Source organism: Bacillus sp. SIMBA_008 (genome assembly GCF_046535495.1).
In the GTDB taxonomy this organism is placed as follows: domain Bacteria; phylum Bacillota; class Bacilli; order Bacillales; family Bacillaceae; genus Bacillus; species Bacillus subtilis.
On record NZ_JAWRWL010000001.1, the window covers coordinates 808,263 to 828,906 of the forward strand.

At 43.5% G+C, this 20,644-nt stretch carries 22 protein-coding genes; all 22 read left to right on the top strand.

The genetic code is table 11. The annotated features are described in order from the left end of the window. The first annotated feature begins 159 nt into the window (after positions 1–159). Positions 160–915 (top strand): heptaprenyl diphosphate synthase component 1, encoded by a 756-nt coding sequence (gene hepS, locus SB658_RS04425; protein WP_004398550.1) that lies wholly within the window; start codon positions 160–162, stop codon positions 913–915. A 6-nt stretch (positions 916–921) separates the two neighbouring features. Further along, positions 922–1,623 (top strand): demethylmenaquinone methyltransferase, encoded by a 702-nt coding sequence (gene menG / locus SB658_RS04430; RefSeq protein WP_003230580.1) that lies wholly within the window; start codon positions 922–924, stop codon positions 1,621–1,623. A 25-nt stretch (positions 1,624–1,648) separates the two neighbouring features. Beyond that, positions 1,649–2,611 carry a heptaprenyl diphosphate synthase component II gene (gene hepT / locus SB658_RS04435; protein WP_003246013.1) on the top strand — a complete coding sequence of 321 codons (963 nt, stop codon included), beginning with the start codon at positions 1,649–1,651 and terminating at the stop codon, positions 2,609–2,611. A 115-nt stretch (positions 2,612–2,726) separates the two neighbouring features. Next, positions 2,727–3,176 carry a nucleoside-diphosphate kinase gene (gene ndk / locus SB658_RS04440; protein ID WP_010886554.1) on the top strand — a complete coding sequence of 150 codons (450 nt, stop codon included), beginning with the start codon at positions 2,727–2,729 and terminating at the stop codon, positions 3,174–3,176. Positions 3,177–3,412: 236 nt separating this feature from the next. Next, a complete protein-coding gene (cheR, locus tag SB658_RS04445; RefSeq protein WP_029726766.1) occupies positions 3,413–4,183 on the top strand; it encodes a protein-glutamate O-methyltransferase CheR in 771 nt (256 codons plus the stop codon). A gap of 74 nt (positions 4,184–4,257) precedes the next feature. After that, the gene (gene aroC / locus SB658_RS04450; RefSeq protein WP_029726767.1) at positions 4,258–5,430 is read left to right on the top strand and encodes a chorismate synthase; all 1,173 of its coding nucleotides are present in this window, start codon (positions 4,258–4,260) and stop codon (positions 5,428–5,430) included. Then, positions 5,430–6,518: a 3-dehydroquinate synthase gene (gene aroB, locus SB658_RS04455; RefSeq protein ID WP_029726768.1), complete on the top strand. Its 1,089-nt coding sequence runs from the start codon at positions 5,430–5,432 to the stop codon at positions 6,516–6,518. The genes aroC and aroB overlap by 1 nt, the downstream gene beginning before the upstream one ends. After that, positions 6,515–6,898 (top strand): chorismate mutase, encoded by a 384-nt coding sequence (gene aroH, locus SB658_RS04460; RefSeq protein ID WP_004398675.1) that lies wholly within the window; start codon positions 6,515–6,517, stop codon positions 6,896–6,898. The genes aroB and aroH overlap by 4 nt, the downstream gene beginning before the upstream one ends. A gap of 216 nt (positions 6,899–7,114) precedes the next feature. After that, entirely contained in the window at positions 7,115–8,662 is a 1,548-nt protein-coding gene (gene trpE, locus SB658_RS04465; protein ID WP_029726769.1) for an anthranilate synthase component I, read from the top strand. After that, positions 8,634–9,650, top strand: a complete 1,017-nt coding sequence (gene trpD / locus SB658_RS04470) for an anthranilate phosphoribosyltransferase (RefSeq protein WP_029726770.1) — start codon at positions 8,634–8,636, stop codon at positions 9,648–9,650. The genes trpE and trpD overlap by 29 nt, the downstream gene beginning before the upstream one ends. Further along, positions 9,643–10,395 (top strand): indole-3-glycerol phosphate synthase TrpC, encoded by a 753-nt coding sequence (gene trpC / locus SB658_RS04475; RefSeq protein ID WP_029726771.1) that lies wholly within the window; start codon positions 9,643–9,645, stop codon positions 10,393–10,395. Before trpD ends, trpC begins: the two co-directional genes overlap by 8 nt. Positions 10,396–10,399: 4 nt before the next feature. Next, positions 10,400–11,047, top strand: coding sequence for a phosphoribosylanthranilate isomerase (locus tag SB658_RS04480; protein WP_015714169.1), 648 nt, complete (start codon positions 10,400–10,402; stop codon positions 11,045–11,047). Continuing rightward, positions 11,028–12,230, top strand: a complete 1,203-nt coding sequence (gene trpB / locus SB658_RS04485; RefSeq protein WP_029726772.1) for a tryptophan synthase subunit beta — start codon at positions 11,028–11,030, stop codon at positions 12,228–12,230. Before SB658_RS04480 ends, trpB begins: the two co-directional genes overlap by 20 nt. Continuing rightward, on the top strand, positions 12,223–13,026 hold the full coding sequence (gene trpA, locus SB658_RS04490) for a tryptophan synthase subunit alpha (protein ID WP_029317986.1): 804 nt from the start codon (positions 12,223–12,225) through the stop codon (positions 13,024–13,026). The genes trpB and trpA overlap by 8 nt, the downstream gene beginning before the upstream one ends. A gap of 10 nt (positions 13,027–13,036) precedes the next feature. Then, positions 13,037–14,119, top strand: a complete 1,083-nt coding sequence (gene hisC / locus SB658_RS04495) for a histidinol-phosphate transaminase (protein ID WP_015714167.1) — start codon at positions 13,037–13,039, stop codon at positions 14,117–14,119. Between the two features lie 48 nt (positions 14,120–14,167). Beyond that, positions 14,168–15,283, top strand: a complete 1,116-nt coding sequence (locus tag SB658_RS04500; protein WP_014480118.1) for a prephenate dehydrogenase — start codon at positions 14,168–14,170, stop codon at positions 15,281–15,283. A gap of 10 nt (positions 15,284–15,293) precedes the next feature. Then, positions 15,294–16,580: a 3-phosphoshikimate 1-carboxyvinyltransferase gene (gene aroA, locus SB658_RS04505; protein ID WP_029726773.1), complete on the top strand. Its 1,287-nt coding sequence runs from the start codon at positions 15,294–15,296 to the stop codon at positions 16,578–16,580. Positions 16,581–16,916: 336 nt separating this feature from the next. Beyond that, positions 16,917–18,188: a tetratricopeptide repeat protein gene (locus SB658_RS04510; protein ID WP_021481536.1), complete on the top strand. Its 1,272-nt coding sequence runs from the start codon at positions 16,917–16,919 to the stop codon at positions 18,186–18,188. Positions 18,189–18,259: 71 nt separating this feature from the next. Continuing rightward, complete coding sequence (locus SB658_RS04515) at positions 18,260–18,799, top strand: ReoY family proteolytic degradation factor (protein WP_015251820.1); 540 nt, start codon at positions 18,260–18,262, stop codon at positions 18,797–18,799. A 54-nt stretch (positions 18,800–18,853) separates the two neighbouring features. Next, complete coding sequence (locus SB658_RS04520) at positions 18,854–19,300, top strand: YpiF family protein (RefSeq protein ID WP_029726774.1); 447 nt, start codon at positions 18,854–18,856, stop codon at positions 19,298–19,300. A gap of 142 nt (positions 19,301–19,442) precedes the next feature. Continuing rightward, complete coding sequence (locus tag SB658_RS04525) at positions 19,443–19,946, top strand: Rieske (2Fe-2S) protein (protein WP_003230627.1); 504 nt, start codon at positions 19,443–19,445, stop codon at positions 19,944–19,946. 1 nt (position 19,947) lies between these two features. Then, entirely contained in the window at positions 19,948–20,622 is a 675-nt protein-coding gene (qcrB, locus tag SB658_RS04530) for a menaquinol-cytochrome c reductase cytochrome b subunit (protein ID WP_003225560.1), read from the top strand. Positions 20,623–20,644: the final 22 nt, after the last annotated feature.

The following is a 20,644-nucleotide window of genomic DNA, read 5'->3' on the forward strand; positions in this document are numbered from 1 at the left end:
GCTGTCCCCGCTGTTAAAAGCAAATGCTCGCAAACAGCGGGAGGATACAGCCAATTTCTTTTTTTTATGCTATAATGATACCTGCGTAAGCGAATGAAAAGATAAAACTCATACATAGATTAAGAAATAAATGTGAATTTGGGGACAAGGGTGATATTTTTGCAAGACATCTACGGAACTTTAGCCAATCTGAACACGAAATTAAAACAAAAGCTGTCTCATCCTTATTTAGCGAAGCATATTTCTGCGCCGAAAATTGATGAGGATAAGCTTCTTCTTTTTCATGCTTTATTTGAAGAAGCTGACATAAAAAACAACGACAGAGAAAATTATATTGTAACAGCGATGCTTGTACAAAGCGCCCTTGATACCCATGATGAAGTGACGACAGCTAGAGTCATAAAACGAGACGAAAACAAAAACCGCCAATTGACTGTTCTCGCGGGCGATTATTTCAGCGGGCTGTACTACTCTTTACTATCTGAAATGAAGGATATCTACATGATTCGGACGCTTGCTACAGCCATTAAAGAAATCAACGAACATAAAATTCGTCTATATGACCGTTCTTTCAAGGACGAAAACGATTTTTTCGAAAGTGTCGGCATCGTTGAATCAGCTTTATTCCATCGTGTGGCGGAACACTTCAACCTCCCGCGCTGGAAAAAGCTGTCGAGTGATTTTTTTGTATTTAAGCGGCTTATGAACGGAAATGATGCATTTCTGGATGTGATCGGCAGTTTTATACAGCTGGGAAAAACAAAAGAAGAGATATTAGAAGATTGTTTTAAAAAAGCGAAAAACAGCATTGAGTCACTTCTGCCTCTAAATTCACCTATTCAGAACATTTTAATAAACCGTCTGAAGACAATCAGCCAAGATCAAACCTATCATCAGAAAGTGGAAGAAGGGTAAACCATTATGCAGGACTCAAAAGAACAGCGCGTACACGGAGTATTTGAAAAAATATATAAAAACTATGACCAAATGAACTCTGTCATCAGTTTTCAGCAGCATAAAAAATGGCGCGATAAAACGATGCGCATCATGAATGTAAAAGAAGGCGCAAAAGCACTTGATGTCTGCTGCGGAACGGCTGACTGGACGATCGCTCTTGCAAAAGCGGCCGGCAAAAGCGGCGAGATCAAGGGCTTGGATTTCAGTGAAAATATGCTGAGTGTCGGCGAGCAGAAAGTAAAAGACGGCGGATTCAGCCAAATTGAACTGCTGCACGGAAATGCGATGGAGCTTCCTTTTGATGATGATACATTTGATTATGTCACCATTGGCTTCGGACTCCGAAATGTCCCTGATTACTTGACTGTACTGAAAGAGATGAGACGTGTAGTGAAGCCGGGTGGGCAGGTGGTATGTCTGGAAACGTCCCAGCCGGAAATGTTCGGATTCAGACAGGCTTACTTTATGTACTTTAAGTATATTATGCCGTTTTTCGGGAAACTGTTTGCGAAGAGCTATAAAGAATATTCTTGGCTTCAAGAATCAGCCAGAGATTTCCCTGGAATGAAGGAACTGGCAGGCCTGTTTGAAGAGGCGGGCCTGAAAAATGTTAAATATCATTCGTTTACTGGCGGAGTCGCTGCCACGCATATCGGATGGAAATGAAAACACAGATGTTTGGGTGAATGATATGAAATTTAAAATGGCCTACTCTTTTTTAAATGACGATATTGATGTAATCGAAAGAGAACTTGAACAAACCGTACGTTCCGATTACCCGCTTTTAAGCGAGGCAGGTCTTCACCTGCTGCAGGCCGGAGGGAAACGTATTCGGCCTGTTTTCGTGCTGCTTTCCGGCATGTTTGGCGATTACGATATTAATAAGATTAAATATGTCGCCGTCACTCTGGAAATGATTCACATGGCATCTTTGGTCCATGATGATGTCATTGATGATGCGGAGCTTCGCCGAGGAAAACCGACAATCAAAGCAAAGTGGGACAATCGTATTGCGATGTACACAGGCGATTATATGCTTGCGGGATCTCTTGAAATGATGACGAGAATTAACGAACCGAAAGCCCATAGGATTTTGTCACAGACGATCGTTGAAGTTTGTCTAGGGGAAATTGAGCAGATCAAAGACAAATACAACATGGAACAAAATCTCAGAACGTATCTCCGCCGTATCAAAAGAAAAACGGCTCTCTTGATCGCGGTCAGCTGCCAGCTTGGTGCCATTGCGTCTGGAGCTGATGAGAAGATTCATAAGGCATTGTACTGGTTTGGGTATTACGTCGGCATGTCTTATCAGATTATTGATGATATTCTTGATTTTACTTCAACTGAAGAAGAACTGGGTAAACCCGTTGGAGGAGATTTGCTTCAAGGAAACGTCACATTGCCAGTGCTGTATGCCCTGAAAAATCCTGCATTAAAAAACCAGCTTAAATTGATTAACAGTGAGACAACGCAGGAACAACTTGAACCAATCATTGAAGAAATCAAAAAAACAGATGCAATTGAAGCATCTATGGCAGTAAGCGAAATGTATCTGCAGAAAGCTTTTCAGAAATTAAACACGCTTCCTCGAGGGCGCGCACGCTCGTCTCTTGCAGCCATCGCAAAATATATCGGTAAAAGAAAATTTTAATTTTTGTAGATATTAAGAAATTTCTCCGCCCCGGATTGATTAATTATCAGAAAGATGTTACGATTTCGGTGTGCAGTGTGAAAGCCTATACATACATAATGATGGGGTGGAGAATATGATGGAAAAGACTTTTATCATGGTGAAACCAGACGGTGTCCAACGTCAGCTCATTGGGGACATTTTATCTAGATTCGAACGTAAGGGCTTACAATTAGCTGGCGCCAAGTTAATGAGAGTGACTGAACAAATGGCTGAGAAACACTACGCCGAACATCAAGGTAAGCCTTTCTTCGGAGAGCTCGTTGAGTTTATTACTTCAGGACCTGTATTCGCAATGGTGTGGGAAGGCGAAAATGTCATTGAAGTGACGAGACAGCTGATCGGGAAGACAAACCCTAAAGAAGCTTTACCTGGTACGATTCGTGGGGATTATGGCATGTTTGTCGGAAAAAACATCATCCACGGCTCTGATTCTCTCGAAAGTGCAGAACGCGAGATTAACATTTTCTTTAAGAATGAAGAATTAGTATCATATCAGCAACTTATGGCAGGCTGGATCTATTAATCATTGTGAAAATAAGCAACAGAGCCGGCATCATATAACGCCGCCGGTTTTTGATCTGTTTTGTAAAGGTTTACATTAAAGTGAATAAAGTGTTGATTGGCAGTGTGCATCAGACCTCTGCCTTTCCCAACGATCTAAAATCAGCTGAAAAGCTGATTTTTTTATTGAAACAATACAATTTCCTGATAAAACAAGCTATACTAGGACAAAAAGACAGCGAGACTGGGAGAGTAGAGATGGATACATACAGCGTATTTACAACGAAATGGAAACAATTAACCGGAGTCGATTTGACACTATATAAAGAAGCACAAATGAAGAGAAGGCTAACGTCACTCTATGAGAAAAAGGGGTTCCAAAGCTTTAAGGACTTTGCTGCGGCATTGGAAAAGGATCAAGCTCTCTTAAATGAAACATTGGACAGAATGACGATCAATGTTTCAGAATTTTATCGTAATTATAAAAGATGGGAAGTTCTTGAGACTGCAATTCTGCCGTTAATCAAGACCTCTAGGCCTTTAAAAATTTGGAGTGCCGCCTGCTCAACGGGGGAGGAGCCATACACGCTTGCCATGCTTTTGGACCAGCAAAAAGGGCTTCCGGGCTATCAGATTTTGGCGACGGATATTGATGAAAAAGCATTGGAAAAAGCTAAAAAAGGCGTTTATCAGGAGCGGTCTTTACAGGAAGTGCCGCTATCTGTGAAAGATCGTTATTTTACGCAAAACGCAAATAGAAGTTATGAAGTGAAATCGGAAATCAAAAAGAATATTACATTCAAAAAGCACAATTTGCTGGCGGATCGTTATGAACAAGACTTTGACTTAATCGTGTGCCGCAATGTATTTATTTATTTTACAGAAAGCGCGAAGGAAGAGCTGTATTTAAAAATGGCACATAGCTTGAAGAAGAATGGAGTTCTTTTTGTCGGCAGCACCGAGCAAATCTTCAACCCCGAGAAATTTGGCCTAGTCCCAGCCGATACATTCTTTTATCAAAAAAGATAGACTGACTTTTTGCTGAAAAATATGTTATAGTAGTCTTACTTAAAAGCGTTAATGCGATGAAGGGAGAAGAAGTCATGAGATATTTAACAGCCGGAGAATCACACGGCCCCCAACTGACAACCATTATTGAGGGTGTACCTGCCGGGCTTTACATAACGGAGGAAGATATCAATTTTGAGCTTGCCAGACGCCAAAAAGGACACGGCCGCGGCCGCCGCATGCAGATCGAAAAAGACCAGGCCAAAATTATGAGCGGGGTGCGCCATGCACGTACACTCGGTTCACCAATTGCTCTCGTAGTTGAAAATAACGATTGGAAGCATTGGACAAAAATCATGGGCGCCGCTCCAATTACAGAAGATGAAGAAAAGGAAATGAAGCGCCAGATTTCCAGACCTAGACCTGGGCACGCTGACTTAAACGGTGCAATTAAATATAATCATCGTGATATGAGAAATGTGCTTGAGCGTTCTTCAGCAAGGGAAACAACTGTCAGAGTGGCGGCAGGGGCTGTAGCTAAAAAGATTCTTTCTGAGCTTGGCATTAAGGTGGCGGGCCACGTGTTGCAAATTGGCGCTGTTAAAGCTGAAAAAACAGAATATACGTCAATTGAAGACCTGCAGCGCGTAACGGAAGAGTCTCCTGTCAGATGCTACGATGAAGAGGCAGGCAAAAAAATGATGGCTGCCATTGATGAAGCAAAGGCAAACGGAGATTCCATCGGCGGAATAGTAGAAGTCATTGTCGAGGGAATGCCGGTAGGCGTGGGCAGCTATGTCCATTATGACCGCAAGCTGGATAGCAAGCTTGCTGCCGCTGTACTGTCAATTAATGCATTTAAAGGTGTGGAATTCGGGATCGGATTTGAGGCGGCAGGCCGAAATGGAAGCGAAGTCCATGACGAGATCATTTGGGACAAGGAAAAAGGATACACCCGTGCTACTAACAGACTTGGCGGACTGGAAGGCGGCATGACGACAGGGATGCCGATTGTTGTCCGCGGAGTCATGAAGCCGATTCCGACTTTGTATAAACCGCTGAAAAGTGTCGATATTGAAACGAAAGAACCGTTTTCTGCCAGCATTGAACGTTCAGACAGCTGTGCTGTTCCTGCGGCAAGTGTAGTCGCTGAAGCGGCTGTCGCTTGGGAAATTGCGAACGCAGTCGTTGAACAATTCGGATTAGATCAAATTGACCGCATTAGAGAAAATGTGGAGAATATGAGAAAACTGTCGAGGGAATTTTAATGAAGACACTGCATGTTCAAACTGCTTCCTCGTCATATCCTGTTTTTATCGGACAAGGTATCAGAAAAAAGGCTTGCGAACTATTAACCTCTTTAAACAGGGCTTTAACAAGGATTATGCTTGTTACGGATGAAGAAGTGGACCGCCTGTATGGTGATGAAATGCTCCATTTGCTGCAAGAAAAATGGCCTGTGAAAAAAGTGACGGTACCGAGTGGAGAGCAGGCAAAATCCATGGACATGTACACAAAATTGCAGAGTGAAGCGATTCGATTTCATATGGATCGCTCCTCATGCATCATCGCTTTTGGAGGCGGTGTTGTAGGAGATCTTGCCGGTTTTGTGGCTGCCACTTTTATGCGCGGCATTGATTTCATCCAAATGCCTACGACGCTCTTGGCGCATGACAGTGCAGTCGGAGGAAAAGTAGCCGTGAACCATCCGCTTGGAAAAAATCTAATCGGTGCGTTTTATCAGCCGAAAGCCGTGCTCTATGATACAGATTTCCTGCGTTCTCTGCCTGAAAAAGAGCTTCGGTCCGGAATGGCAGAAGTGATAAAACACGCTTTTATCTATGACAGAGCGTTTCTGGAGGAGCTGCTGAATATCCACTCACTGCGTGATATCACTAATGATCAGCTGAATGACATGATTTTTAAAGGCATTTCAATTAAAGCGTCTGTCGTTCAGCAGGATGAAAAAGAAGAGGGGATAAGAGCTTACTTAAACTTCGGGCATACGCTCGGTCATGCCGTTGAGGCGGAATATGGATACGGGCGGATCACTCACGGTGATGCCGTAGCCCTCGGAATGCAGTTTGCTTTATATATAAGCGAAAAGACTGTAGGCTGTGAAATGGACAGAAAACGTTTGGTCAGCTGGCTAAAAAGCCTGGGTTATCCAAGTCAAATCAGAAAAGAGACGGAAACTTCGGTTCTCTTGGACCGTATGATGAATGATAAGAAAACCCGTGGCGGGAAGATTCAGTTTATTGTGCTCAACGAATTAGGGAAAGTTGCTGATCATACATTTTCCAGAAATGAACTTGAGAGCTGGCTGAACAAATGGCGATTGGAGGAGACATCATGATGATTCGCGGAATTCGCGGAGCAACTACAGTTGAACGGGATACTGAAGAAGAAATTTTACAAAAAACAAAACAGCTGTTAGAGAAAATCATAGAAGAAAATCATACAAAACCGGAAGATGTTGTTCAAATGCTTCTTTCGGCTACACCTGATTTGCACGCTGTTTTCCCGGCAAAAGCTGTTCGTGAGCTTTCAGGATGGCAGTATGTACCGGTAACATGTATGCAGGAAATGGACGTAACAGGCGGTCTGAAAAAGTGCATAAGAGTCATGATGACCGTCCAGACAGATGTCCCTCAGGATCAGATCAGACATGTATATTTAGAAAAAGCCGTCGTATTGAGGCCCGATTTATCATTGACAAAAAATACTGAATTGTAATACGATAAGAATAGCTTAGAAATACACAAGAGTGTGTATAAAGCGATTAGAATGAGTTGAGTTAGAGAATAGGGTAGCAGAGAATGAGTTTAGTTGAGCTGAGACATGTATGTTTATTCTACCCAAAAGAAGTCTTTCTTTTGGGTTTATTTGTTATATAGTATTTTATCCTCTCATGCCATCTTCTCATTCTCCTTGCCATAAGGAGTGAGAGCAATGAATTTCCAATCAAACATTTCCGCATTTTTAGAGGACAGCTTGTCCCACCACACGATACCGATTGTGGAGACCTTCACAGTCGATACACTGACACCCATTCAAATGATAGAGAAGCTTGACAGGGAGATTACGTATCTTCTTGAAAGCAAGGACGATACATCCACTTGGTCCAGATATTCGTTTATCGGCCTGAATCCATTTCTCACAATTAAAGAAGAGCAGGGCCGTTTTTCGGCCGCTGATCAGGACAGCAAATCTCTTTACAGAGGAAAAGAACTAAAAGAAGTGCTGAACTGGATGAATACCACATACAAAATCAAAACACCTCAGCTTGGTATTCCTTTTGTCGGCGGAGCTGTCGGGTACTTAAGCTATGATATGATCCCGCTGATTGAGCCTTCTGTTCCTTCGCATACAAAAGAAACAGACATGGAAAAGTGTATGCTGTTTGTTTGCCGGACATTAATTGCGTATGATCATGAAACCAAAAACGTCCACTTTATCCAATATGCAAGGCTCACTGGAGAGGAAACAGAAAACGAAAAAATGGATGTATTCCATCAAAATCATCTGGAGCTCCAAAATCTCATCGAAAAAATGATGGACCAAAAAAACATAAAAGAGCTGTTTCTCTCTGCTGATTCATACAAGACACCCAGCTTTGAGACGGTATCTTCTAATTATGAAAAATCGGCTTTTATGGCTGATGTAGAAAAAATCAAGGGCTATATAAAAGCAGGAGATATCTTCCAGGGTGTTTTATCACAAAAATTTGAGGTGCCGATAAAAGCAGATGCTTTTGAGTTATACCGAGTGCTTAGGATCGTCAATCCTTCGCCGTATATGTATTATATGAAACTGCTAGACAGAGAAATAGTCGGCAGCTCTCCGGAACGGTTAATCCACGTTCAAGACGGACACTTGGAAATCCATCCAATTGCCGGTACGAGAAAACGCGGTGCAGACAAAGCTGAAGATGAGAGACTGAAGGTTGAGCTCATGAAGGATGAAAAAGAAAAAGCGGAGCATTACATGCTCGTTGATCTTGCCCGAAACGATATCGGCAGAGTAGCAGAGTATGGTTCTGTTTCTGTGCCGGAGTTCACAAAAATTGTTTCCTTTTCACATGTCATGCACATTATCTCGGTGGTTACAGGCCGATTGAAAAAAGGGGTTCATCCTGTCGATGCACTGATGTCTGCTTTCCCGGCGGGGACTTTAACAGGCGCACCCAAAATCCGTGCCATGCAGCTTTTGCAAGAGCTCGAGCCAACACCGAGAGAGACATACGGCGGGTGTATTGCCTACATTGGGTTTGACGGGAATATCGACTCTTGTATTACGATTCGCACGATGAGTGTAAAGAACGGTGTTGCATCGATACAGGCAGGTGCTGGCATTGTTGCTGATTCTGTTCCGGAAGCCGAATACGAAGAAAGCTGTAATAAAGCCGGTGCGCTGCTGAAAACGATTCATATTGCAGAAGACATGTTTCATAGCAAGGAGGATAAAGCTGATGAACAGATTTCTACAATTGTGCGTTGACGGAAAAACCCTTACTGCCGGTGAGGCTGAAACGCTGATGAATATGATGATGGCAGCGGAAATGACTCCTTCTGAAATGGGTGGTATATTGTCTATTCTTGCTCATCGGGGGGAGACGCCAGAAGAGCTTGCGGGTTTTGTGAAGGCAATGCGGGCACACACTCTTACAGTCGATGGACTTCCTGATATTGTTGATACATGCGGAACAGGGGGAGACGGTATTTCCACTTTTAATATCTCAACGGCCTCGGCAATTGTTGCCTCGGCAGCTGGCGCAAAAATCGCTAAGCATGGCAATCGCTCTGTCTCTTCTAAAAGCGGAAGCGCTGATGTTTTAGAGGAGCTAGAGGTTTCTATTCAAACCACTCCCGAAAAGGTCAAAAGCAGCATTGAAACAAACAACATGGGATTTCTTTTTGCGCCGCTTTACCATTCGTCTATGAAACATGTAGCAGGTACTAGAAAAGAGCTAGGTTTCAGAACGGTATTTAATCTGCTTGGGCCGCTCAGCAATCCTTTACAGGCGAAGCGTCAGGTGATTGGGGTCTATTCTGTTGAAAAAGCTGGACTGATGGCAAGCGCACTGGAGACGTTTCAGCCGAAGCACGTCATGTTTGTATCAAGCCGTGACGGTTTAGATGAGCTTTCAATTACAGCACCGACCGACGTGATTGAATTAAAGGACGGAGAGCGCCGGGAATATACCGTTTCACCCGAAGATTTCGGTTTCACAAATGGCAGACTTGAAGATTTACAGGTGCAGTCACCGAAAGAGAGCGCCTATCTCATTCAGAATATTTTTGAAAATAAAAGCAGCAGTTCCGCTTTATCTATTACGGCTTTTAATGCGGGAGCTGCGATTTACACGGCGGGAATTACCGCCTCACTGAAGGAAGGAACGGAGCTGGCGTTAGAGACGATTACAAGCGGAGGCGCTGCCGCGCAGCTTGAACGACTAAAGCAGAAAGAGGAAGAGATCTATGCTTGAAAAAATCATCAAACAAAAGAAAGAAGAAGTGAAAACACTGGTTCTGCCGGTAGAGCAGCCTTTCAAGAAACGTTCATTTAAGGAGGCGCTGGCAAGCCCGAATCGGTTTATCGGGTTGATTGCCGAAGTGAAGAAAGCATCGCCGTCAAAAGGGCTTATTAAAGAGAATTTTGTGCCTGTGCAGATTGCAAAAGACTATGAGGCTGCGAAGGCAGATGCGATTTCCGTTTTAACAGACACCCCGTTTTTTCAAGGGGAAAACAGCTATTTATCAGACGTAAAGCGTGCTGTTTCGATTCCTGTACTTAGAAAAGATTTTATTATTGATTCTCTTCAAGTAGAGGAATCAAGAAGAATCGGAGCGGATGCCATATTGTTAATCGGCGAGGTGCTTGATCCCTTACACCTTCATGAATTATATCTTGAAGCAGGTGAAAAGGGGATGGACGTGTTAGTGGAGGTTCATGATGCATCAACGCTAGAACAAATATTGAAAGTGTTCACACCCGACATTCTCGGCGTAAATAATCGAAACCTAAAAACGTTTGAAACATCTGTAAAGCAGACAGAACAAATCGCATCTCTCGTTCCGAAAGAATCCTTGCTTGTCAGCGAAAGCGGAATCGGTTCTTTAGAACATTTAACATTTGTCAATGAACATGGGGCGCGAGCTGTACTTATCGGTGAATCATTGATTAGACAAACTTCTCAGCGTAAAGCAATCCATGCTTTGTTTGGGGAGTGAGGTTGTGAAGAAACCGGCATTAAAATATTGCGGTATTCGGTCACTAAAGGATTTGCAGCTTGCGGCGGAATCACAGGCTGATTACCTAGGATTTATTTTTGCTGAAAGCAAACGAAAAGTATCTCCGCAAGATGTGAAAAAATGGCTGAACCAAGCTCGTGTCGAAAAACAGGTTGCAGGTGTTTTTGTTAATGAATCAATAGAGACGATGTCACGTATTGCCAAGAGCTTGAAGCTCGACGTCATTCAGCTTCACGGTGATGAAAAACCGGCGGATGCTGCTGCTCTTCGCAAGCTGACAGGCTGTGAAATATGGAAGGCGCTTCACCATCAAGGTAACACAACTCAAGAAATAGCCCGCTTTAAAGATAATGTTGACGGCTTTGTGATTGATTCATCTGTAAAAGGGTCTAGAGGCGGAACTGGTGTTGCATTTTCTTGGGAATGTGTGCCGGAATATCAGCAGGCGGCTATTGGTAAACGCTGCTTTATCGCTGGCGGCGTGAATCCGGATAGCATCACCAGCCTATTGAAATGGCAGCCAGAAGGAATTGACCTTGCCAGCGGAATTGAAAAAAACGGACAAAAAGATCAGAATCTGATGAGTCTTTTAGAAGAAAGGATGAACCGATATGTATCCATATCCGAATGAAATAGGCAGATACGGTGATTTTGGCGGAAAGTTTGTTCCGGAAACACTCATGCAGCCGTTAGATGAAATAGAAACAGCATTTAAACAAATCAAGGATGATCCCGCTTTTCGTGAAGAGTATTATAAGCTGTTAAAGGACTATTCCGGACGGCCGACTGCATTAACATACGCTGATCGAGCCACTGAATACTTAGGCGGCGCGAAAATCTATTTGAAACGAGAAGATTTAAACCATACAGGTTCTCATAAAATCAATAATGCGCTAGGTCAAGCGCTGCTTGCTAAAAAAATGGGCAAAACGAAAATCATTGCTGAAACCGGTGCCGGCCAGCATGGCGTTGCCGCTGCAACAGTTGCAGCCAAATTCGGCTTTTCCTGTACTGTGTTTATGGGTGAAGAGGATGTTGCCCGCCAGTCTCTGAACGTTTTCCGCATGAAGCTTCTTGGAGCGGAGGTAGTGCCTGTAACAAGCGGAAACGGAACATTGAAGGATGCCACAAATGAGGCGATCCGGTACTGGGTTCAGCATTGTGAGGATCACTTTTATATGATTGGATCAGTTGTCGGCCCGCATCCTTATCCGCAAGTGGTCCGTGAATTTCAAAAAATGATCGGAGAGGAAGCGAAGGATCAGTTGAAACGTATTGAAGGCACTCTGCCTGATAAAGTAGTGGCATGTGTAGGCGGAGGAAGCAATGCGATGGGTATGTTTCAGGCATTTTTAAATGAAGATGTTGAACTGATCGGCGCTGAAGCAGCAGGAAAAGGAATTGATACGCCTCTTCATGCCGCCACTATTTCGAAAGGAACCGTAGGGGTTATTCACGGTTCATTGACTTATCTCATTCAGGATGAGTTCGGGCAAATTATTGAGCCCTACTCTATTTCAGCCGGTCTCGACTATCCTGGAATCGGTCCGGAGCATGCATACTTGCATAAGAGCGGCCGTGTCACTTATGACAGTATCACTGATGAAGAAGCGGTGGATGCATTAAAGCTTTTGTCAGAAAAAGAGGGGATTTTGCCGGCAATCGAATCTGCCCATGCGTTAGCGAAAGCATTCAAACTCGCCAAAGGAATGGATCGCGGTCAACTCATTCTCGTCTGTTTATCAGGACGGGGAGACAAGGATGTCAACACATTAATGAATGTATTGGAAGAAGAGGTGAAAGCCCATGTTTAAATTGGATCTTCAACCAACAGAAAAATTGTTTATCCCGTTTATTACGGCGGGCGATCCAGTTCCTGAGGTTTCGATTGAACTGGCGAAGTCACTCCAAAAAGCAGGCGCCACTGCATTGGAGCTTGGTGTTGCATACTCTGACCCGCTTGCAGACGGTCCGGTGATCCAGAGGGCTTCAAAGCGGGCACTTGATCAAGGAATGAATATCGTAAAGGCAATCGAATTAGGCGGAGAAATGAAAAAAAACGGAGTGAATATTCCGATTATCCTCTTTACGTATTATAATCCTGTGTTACAATTGAACAAAGAATACTTTTTCGCTTTACTGCGGGAAAATCATATTGACGGTCTGCTTGTTCCGGATCTGCCACTAGAAGAAAGCAACAGCCTTCAAGAGGAATGTAAAAGCCATGAGGTGACGTATATTTCTTTGGTTGCGCCGACAAGCGAAAGCCGTTTGAAAACCATTATTGAACAAGCCGAGGGCTTCGTCTACTGTGTGTCTTCTCTGGGTGTGACCGGTGTCCGCAATGAGTTCAATTCATCCGTGTACCCGTTCATTCGGACAGTGAAGAATCTCAGCACTGTTCCGGTTGCTGTAGGGTTCGGTATATCAAACCGTGAACAGGTCATAAAGATGAATGAGATTAGTGACGGTGTCGTAGTGGGAAGTGCGCTCGTCAGAAAAATAGAAGAATTAAAGGACCGGCTCATCAGCGCTGAAACGAGAAATCAGGCGCTGCAGGAGTTTGAGGATTATGCAATGGCGTTTAGCGGCTTGTACAGTTTAAAATGAGGTGACTGATTTGCGTATCAAAGAACATTTAAAACAGCTGAAGCCTTATCAGCCTGGAAAGCCGATTGAAGCAGTGAAATCAGAATATGGCTTGGATAAAGTTGTGAAGCTTGCTTCAAACGAGAATCCTTACGGCTGTTCAGAGGCTGCAAAAGAGGCGCTTCATCATGAGATTCAACAGCTAGCCCTTTACCCGGACGGGTATAGCGCCGCTTTGCGGACAAGGCTCAGTAAGCACCTCAATGTCAGCGAAACATCACTTATTTTCGGCAACGGTTCTGATGAAATCATACAGATCATCTGCCGGGCATTTTTAAACGATAAAACAAACACGGTTACTGCTGCCCCCACTTTTCCGCAATATAAACATAATGCGGTCATTGAAGGTGCTGAAGTACGTGAAATTGCACTTCGTCCCGACGGCTCACATGATTTAGACGCCATGTTAGAAGCCATCGACGAACAGACACAAGTCGTTTGGATATGCAGCCCGAATAATCCGACTGGCACTTATACATCTGAAGGAGAATTACTCGCATTTCTGGAGCGCGTTCCTTCTCGTGTCCTTGTCGTTCTTGACGAAGCATATTATGAATATGTAACAGCAGAGGATTACCCGGAAACCGTGCCGCTCTTAAGCAAGTATTCCAATTTGATGATTTTGCGCACATTTTCAAAGGCATACGGTCTGGCAGCGCTCAGAGTCGGATACGGAATTGCTGATGAGAGTCTGATTCGCCAGATTGAGCCGGCGAGAGAGCCGTTTAATACCAGCCGTCTGGGCCAGGCTGCGGCGATTGCAGCACTTGATGATCAAGCGTTTATTGCTTCCTGTGTCGAGCAAAATAATGCAGGCCTTCAGCAGTATTATGATTTTGCGAAAACTCATGGTTTAAAGTGCTACCCTTCACAGACAAATTTTGTGTTAATTGACTTTAAACGTCCTGCTGATGAACTGTTTCAGGCTCTGCTGGAAAAAGGCTATATCGTCCGGTCAGGAAATGCATTAGGTTTCCCGACATCACTCCGGATTACGATCGGAACAAAAGAGCAAAATGAAGAAATACTTGCCATTTTAGCTGAAATTTTATAAGAGGTGATCGAATATCACCTCTTTAGTCTATAAACCAGGTGATGACGTATGAATCAAATGAAAGATACAATATTGCTCGCCGGTCTCGGATTGATAGGCGGTTCGATTGCCCTAGCCATCAAAAAAAATCATCCCGGCAAACGGATTATCGGAATCGATATCTCTGATGAACAGGCGGTAGCGGCATTAAAATTAGGCGTGATAGACGATCGTGCTGATTCGTTTATTAGCGGTGCGAAAGAGGCAGCTACAGTAATCATTGCGACACCTGTTGAACAAACACTGGTTATGCTTGAAGAGCTGGCTCATTCAGGAATTGAACATGAGCTTTTGATTACGGATGTAGGAAGCACAAAGCAAAAAGTGGTTGATTACGCTGATCAAGTGCTGCCTAGCCGCTATCAATTTGTCGGAGGGCATCCGATGGCGGGTTCACATAAATCAGGAGTGGCCGCTGCGAAGGAGTTCCTGTTTGAAAATGCATTTTATATTTTAACCCCAGGCCAGAAAACAGACAAACAAGCTGTGGAACAGTTAAAAAATCTGCTGAAGGGTACGAATGCCCATTTTGTGGAAATGTCGCCGGAGGAGCATGATGGCGTTACAAGTGTAATCAGTCATTTTCCGCATATTGTAGCAGCTAGTCTTGTTCACCAAACCCATCATTCGGAAAACCTGTATCCGCTTGTTAAGCGTTTTGCTGCCGGCGGGTTCAGAGATATTACAAGGATTGCATCAAGCAGCCCGGCAATGTGGCGGGATATTTTATTACATAATAAAGATAAAATCTTAGACCGTTTTGATGAGTGGATTCGTGAAATTGACAAGATCCGTACATATGTAGAACAAGAAGATGCGGAAAATCTATTTCGTTATTTTAAAACCGCCAAGGATTATCGCGACGGGTTGCCGCTTCGGCAGAAGGGAGCGATACCTGCATTTTATGATTTATATGTGGATGTACCCGATCATCCGGGTGTGATATCCGAGATAACAGCGATCTTAGCTGCGGAGCGCATCAGTATCACGAATATCCGCATTATCGAAACACGAGAGGATATTAACGGGATTTTAAGGATCAGTTTTCAGTCTGATGACGACCGCAAAAGGGCAGAACAATGCATTGAAGCCCGGGCGGAATATGAAACTTTTTATGCTGATTGAGGTGGAAAAAATGAAACGAGAAAAGGTGCAGACCTTACATGGAGAAATACATATTCCCGGTGATAAATCCATTTCTCACCGCTCTGTTATGTTTGGCGCGCTAGCGGCAGGCACAACAACTGTTAAAAACTTTCTGCCGGGAGCAGATTGTCTGAGCACGATCGATTGCTTTAGAAAAATGGGTGTTCACATTGAGCAAAGCGGCAGCGATGTCGTGATTCATGGAAAAGGAATCGATGCCCTGAAAGAGCCAGAAAGCCTTTTAGATGTCGGAAATTCAGGTACAACGATTCGCCTGATGCTCGGAATATTGGCGGGCCGTCCTTTTTACAGCGCGGTAGCCGGAGATGAGAGCATTGCGAAGCGCCCAATGAAGCGTGTGACTGAGCCTTTGAAAAAAATGGGGGCTAAAATCGACGGCAGAGCCGGCGGAGAGTTTACACCGCTGTCAGTGAGCGGCGCTTCATTAAAAGGAATTGATTATGTATCACCTGTTGCAAGCGCGCAAATTAAATCTGCTGTTTTGCTGGCCGGATTACAGGCTGAGGGCACAACAACTGTAACAGAGCCCCATAAATCTCGGGACCACACTGAGCGGATGCTTTCTGCTTTTGGCGTTAAGCTTTCTGAAGATCAAACGAGTGTTTCCATTGCTGGTGGCCAGAAACTGACAGCTGCTGATATTTTTGTTCCTGGAGACATTTCTTCAGCCGCGTTTTTCCTTGCTGCTGGCGCGATGGTTCCAAACAGCAGAATTGTATTGAAAAACGTAGGTTTAAATCCGACTCGGACAGGTATTATTGATGTCCTTCAAAACATGGGGGCAAAACTTGAAATCAAACCATCTGCTGATAGCGGTGCAGAGCCTTATGGAGATTTGATTATAGAAACGTCATCTCTAAAGGCAGTTGAAATCGGAGGAGATATCATTCCGCGTTTAATTGATGAGATCCCTATCATCGCGCTTCTTGCGACTCAGGCGAAAGGAACGACCGTTATCAAGGACGCGGCAGAGCTAAAAGTGAAAGAAACAAACCGTATTGATACTGTTGTTTCTGAGCTTCGCAAGCTGGGTGCTGAAATTGAACCGACAGCAGATGGAATGAAGGTTTATGGCAAACAAACGTTGAAAGGCGGCGCTGCAGTGTCCAGCCACGGAGATCATCGAATCGGAATGATGCTTGGTATTGCTTCCTGTATAACGGAGGAGCCGATTGAAATCGAGCACACGGATGCCATTCACGTTTCTTATCCAACCTTCTTCGAGCATTTAAATAAGCTTTCGAAAAAATCCTGAAGTTTTACTTCAGGATTTTTTATGCAGATCATAATTCGAGGCGAAAAAACATAGCTTGTCTTATAGAGGGGATAGAAAAACGAAAAGGGGGGATGTGCTTTACTTACAAGCCGGCAGGTCAAAGAGCTGCTTTACTGTACAGAGGGCGATCTTCCTTTTTTCATTTTCTATCTCAAGATCTTTTGGTAAACTAATAAGACTCAATAATTCCCTTCCGTACAGAAGCATCTTATTTGCCGGGGGCATTCGTCTGAATTATGATAAGATTAACCCGAACAAATAAAGCTTTTTTGTATGGTTGATGTTGTGTATAGGAAAAGAAAGGACCGGTCCGATTTGAATACATTGATTCAAGAAGCCATAAAATTAGTTGAAGCAGGTGAAACAGAAAAAGGCCTCAACACGCTCTCGAAGGCTGAAAAACAGCTGCATGATGAAGATAAAGCCATTGCAGCCCAGCTTTATTACGAGTGGGGCGATGTAGAAAAAGCAATTTCACTGATTAGTGATCTACATGATTTATATCCAAATGAAACAGAACTGACGAATTTCTACGCTGAACTTTTAATAGATATTGACGAAGAAGAAAAAGCCCTCGCTGTGCTGGAGACTATTCCGGAAACAGATCCATCATATCCGGAAAGTTTGCTGCTTATGGCGGATCTTTATCAGATGCAGGGGTTATTCGAAGTCAGTGAACAAAAGCTTTTACAGGCAAAGTCCATTCTGGACAATGAACCTGTTATTGATTTTGCACTGGGAGAACTTTACTTTGCTCAGGGAGCCTATGCAAAAGCGGTTCAATATTTTAAAACAACGGCTGAGGAGCAGAGTGAGATCGGAGGCGTTAATGTCCATCAAAGACTGGCAGAATCGTTAAGTGCCTCAGGTGAATTTGAGGATGCCATTCCATGGTATGAGAAAGCTGTCGATGAGAATCCTGATCCTAATACGATTTTCGGCTATGGTTTTACAGCCTTACAGGCGGGGCTTGTGAAAACAGCTATTAAGCAGCTGTCTGATTTAAAGGAGCTTGATCCATCTTATACTTCACTTTATATGCCGCTCTCGAAAAGCTATGAAGCTGAAGGAATGTATGAAGAGGCATTAAAAACGGCAAAAGAGGGGATCAGATATGATGAATATAACAAAGAACTTTTCCTTTATGCCGCCAAAATGGCCTTAAAAATCGGGAAGTCAGAAGAGGGGAAAAAGCTGCTTCAGGAGGCGCTTGCGCTTGATCCGGGCTTTGTCGAGGCGCTTCATACACTTCTTGCCGTGTATCACAAAGAAGAGGATTATGATCAGATCATTGATCTTATTCAAGAGGTTCGAAGCTACGGTGAAGAAGATCCTAAATACAATTGGTATCTTGCAAGCGCATATACTGAATTAGAGCAATACGAGGAAGCAAAACAATCCTTTGAGGCTGCCTATCTTCATTACCGGGAGGATAGAGATTTCTTATATGAATACGCAAGCTTCCTATTAGAAGAAGGCCTTCAAAAAGAAGCGCTGCCGCTTTTGAAAAAGGTTCTTGAAATGGACGGAGCCAATGAAGAGCTTGAAGAAACGATTTTGCGAATCGAGGATGAATTTTCTAGATAAGCAGGAATATTAACCATTCATGTGGAACATATAAGTATATAGATTATACGAACGATAGAGGAGGGAATTACATGCAGACCCCTGTTTCTGTCAATGAGAAAAAAGATTTTATCCGTTGGTTTTTAAACCATTATCAGTTAAAGCGCCGAGAGTGCGTTTGGATCTTGAACTACTTAATGAGCCATGATTCTCTCATGGAGAAGGTTCATTTTGTGGAGCAGGCTGAATTTTGCCCGAGAGGCATTATAATGTCAACACATTGTGTTGAAGAAGTTCCGTTCCGGTTCTATAAAGAGAATGTCATGACTACCGACGCGGAAAAATCTTTTCATGATATTAGATTAAATAAACAGCAGGATTTGTTTATCCAGCTTAATTTCCGTTCGGCTTACAGCTCACCTGAATATGCGGCGGTGCTGGAGTCCAACCCGCATATTCCGAAAAACCTTTTTGAGAATAAAAAAGATCAGGGATTGGCGGAACAGATTTTAGAGCACGCTATTTCCACATTCCAAAGAGAAAAATTATTAAAAGACATTGACGAGGCGTTAGATCGTCATGATAAAGAGGCATTTGAACAATTATCGCGCCAATTAAATCAGCTCACATAATATGACCAGCCTTGCAGTGAATTGCAAGGCTTGTTGCCGTAAAGGGGGAGAACGATGAGGTGGAGAATCACTGATGCCAAGGACTATTTACAAGCTAAGGATTACATTGATACCGCTGTCATACCATTAATTAACATAAGGGTTAATAACCATTTTAAAATGGCGGCGGAGAAAGGCGAGTTTACGCAGCTTCTCTCAGAAGAACTTGAAAGGCAGTTAAAGGGACGGGTATATTTACTTCCGCCTTATACATATGTTGATAGAAATGAAATAACCGTTCAAGGGCTTAAGGATTTGCGGGAAGAGCTGATAACGGAATTTCCGCATGTTGTCCTGCTCACATCTGACGAAAGTTGGAGAGCTGAGGAGGCGTTAGGCAAAATGATTGTTACACCGTCTGTTCCATTAGAGCATTTAAATGACTCTTTAAAAAGAAAAATATTGGATGAACGCACTGCTGAAATTTTGAACGTTTTGTTACAGTTATGGAGCACTTCATAAAAACACTTACATTTCCTTATAAACAATATTTTGGCTATATTGACCTTGCTGAGAGATTCATATATTATGAGGGTGTCTAGAGTTATTGCAATATTTTCTATTTTAGTCAGTTTGCAGGGGTGACCTAGAGGGGGGAGAAGAGATGGGCGGAAAACATGATATATCCAGACGTCAATTTTTGAATTACACGCTCACAGGCGTAGGAGGTTTTATGGCGGCTAGTATGCTCATGCCTATGGTTCGCTTCGCACTCGACCCGGTATTAAAATCGACAGGGAAGCAGGATATGGTTCAGGTTGTCAGCGTTGATGAGTTGACAAAAGAGCCGCAGCGCTTTGATTTTAAAATTAATCAAGTCGATGCCTGGTATGAGTCTGAAGAGTCAAGATCAGCCTGGGTCTTCAAAAACGGGGATGAAATTGTAGCACTTTCGCCAATTTGTAAACATTTAGGGTGTACGGTGAACTGGAATAGTGATCCTAAAAACCCGAATAAATTCTTTTGTCCATGCCATTACGGACTCTATGAAAAGGACGGCACCAATGTCCCTGGCACGCCGCCGCTTGCGCCTCTTGATCATTATGAGCAAGAAGTAAAAGACGGCTTCCTGTATCTTGGAAAAGCAAAGCCTAAGGGGGAAGGGTGACATGCTGAACAAAATTTATGACTGGGTAGACGAGCGGCTTGATATTACACCGATGTGGAGGGATATTGCCGATCACGAAGTACCGGAACATGTGAATCCCGCCCATCATTTCTCTGCGTTTGTGTATTGCTTTGGGGGACTGACGTTTTTTGTAACCGTTATCCAAGTATTATCTGGAATGTTTTTAACGATGTATTATGTGCCTGATATCAAAAATGCCTGGGAATCGGTATATTATTTGCAAAATGAAGTGGCATTCGGCCAGATTGTCAGGGGGATGCACCACTGGGGTGCGAGCCTGGTCATTGTGATGATGTTTTTACATACGCTGAGGGTCTTTTTCCAAGGCGCGTATAAAAAACCACGCGAGCTGAACTGGATTGTCGGTGTGCTGATCTTTTTTGTTATGCTCGGTCTTGGCTTTACAGGCTACTTGCTTCCTTGGGATATGAAGGCTCTGTTTGCAACAAAAGTCGGGCTGCAGATCGCCGAAGCCACACCTTTGATCGGAACGCAAGTTAAAACGCTCCTTGCAGGGCATCCGGATATTGTAGGCGCCCAAACGCTGACTAGGTTTTTTGCGATCCATGTATTTTTTCTTCCTGCCGCATTGTTCGGGCTGATGGCTGCACATTTTATTATGATCCGGAAGCAGGGGATTTCAGGACCGCTTTAAACTCTTGATCTGCGAATAAAAG

What these genes read in the sequence shown, in the direction of transcription:
- menG (WP_003230580.1), top strand. Translation starts at nt 922, where the DNA reads ATGCAGGACTCAAAAGAACAGCGCGTACACGGAGTATTTGAAAAAATA.
- hepT (WP_003246013.1), top strand. Translation starts at nt 1,649, where the DNA reads ATGAAATTTAAAATGGCCTACTCTTTTTTAAATGACGATATTGATGTA.
- ndk (WP_010886554.1), top strand. Translation starts at nt 2,727, where the DNA reads ATGATGGAAAAGACTTTTATCATGGTGAAACCAGACGGTGTCCAACGT.
- cheR (WP_029726766.1), top strand. Translation starts at nt 3,413, where the DNA reads ATGGATACATACAGCGTATTTACAACGAAATGGAAACAATTAACCGGA.
- aroC (WP_029726767.1), top strand. Translation starts at nt 4,258, where the DNA reads ATGAGATATTTAACAGCCGGAGAATCACACGGCCCCCAACTGACAACC.
- aroB (WP_029726768.1), top strand. Translation starts at nt 5,430, where the DNA reads ATGAAGACACTGCATGTTCAAACTGCTTCCTCGTCATATCCTGTTTTT.
- aroH (WP_004398675.1), top strand. Translation starts at nt 6,515, where the DNA reads ATGATGATTCGCGGAATTCGCGGAGCAACTACAGTTGAACGGGATACT.
- trpE (WP_029726769.1), top strand. Translation starts at nt 7,115, where the DNA reads ATGAATTTCCAATCAAACATTTCCGCATTTTTAGAGGACAGCTTGTCC.
- trpD (WP_029726770.1), top strand. Translation starts at nt 8,634, where the DNA reads ATGAACAGATTTCTACAATTGTGCGTTGACGGAAAAACCCTTACTGCC.
- trpC (WP_029726771.1), top strand. Translation starts at nt 9,643, where the DNA reads ATGCTTGAAAAAATCATCAAACAAAAGAAAGAAGAAGTGAAAACACTG.
- trpB (WP_029726772.1), top strand. Translation starts at nt 11,028, where the DNA reads ATGTATCCATATCCGAATGAAATAGGCAGATACGGTGATTTTGGCGGA.
- trpA (WP_029317986.1), top strand. Translation starts at nt 12,223, where the DNA reads ATGTTTAAATTGGATCTTCAACCAACAGAAAAATTGTTTATCCCGTTT.
- SB658_RS04500 (WP_014480118.1), top strand. Translation starts at nt 14,168, where the DNA reads ATGAATCAAATGAAAGATACAATATTGCTCGCCGGTCTCGGATTGATA.
- aroA (WP_029726773.1), top strand. Translation starts at nt 15,294, where the DNA reads ATGAAACGAGAAAAGGTGCAGACCTTACATGGAGAAATACATATTCCC.
- SB658_RS04515 (WP_015251820.1), top strand. Translation starts at nt 18,260, where the DNA reads ATGCAGACCCCTGTTTCTGTCAATGAGAAAAAAGATTTTATCCGTTGG.
- SB658_RS04520 (WP_029726774.1), top strand. Translation starts at nt 18,854, where the DNA reads ATGAGGTGGAGAATCACTGATGCCAAGGACTATTTACAAGCTAAGGAT.
- SB658_RS04525 (WP_003230627.1), top strand. Translation starts at nt 19,443, where the DNA reads ATGGGCGGAAAACATGATATATCCAGACGTCAATTTTTGAATTACACG.
- qcrB (WP_003225560.1), top strand. Translation starts at nt 19,948, where the DNA reads ATGCTGAACAAAATTTATGACTGGGTAGACGAGCGGCTTGATATTACA.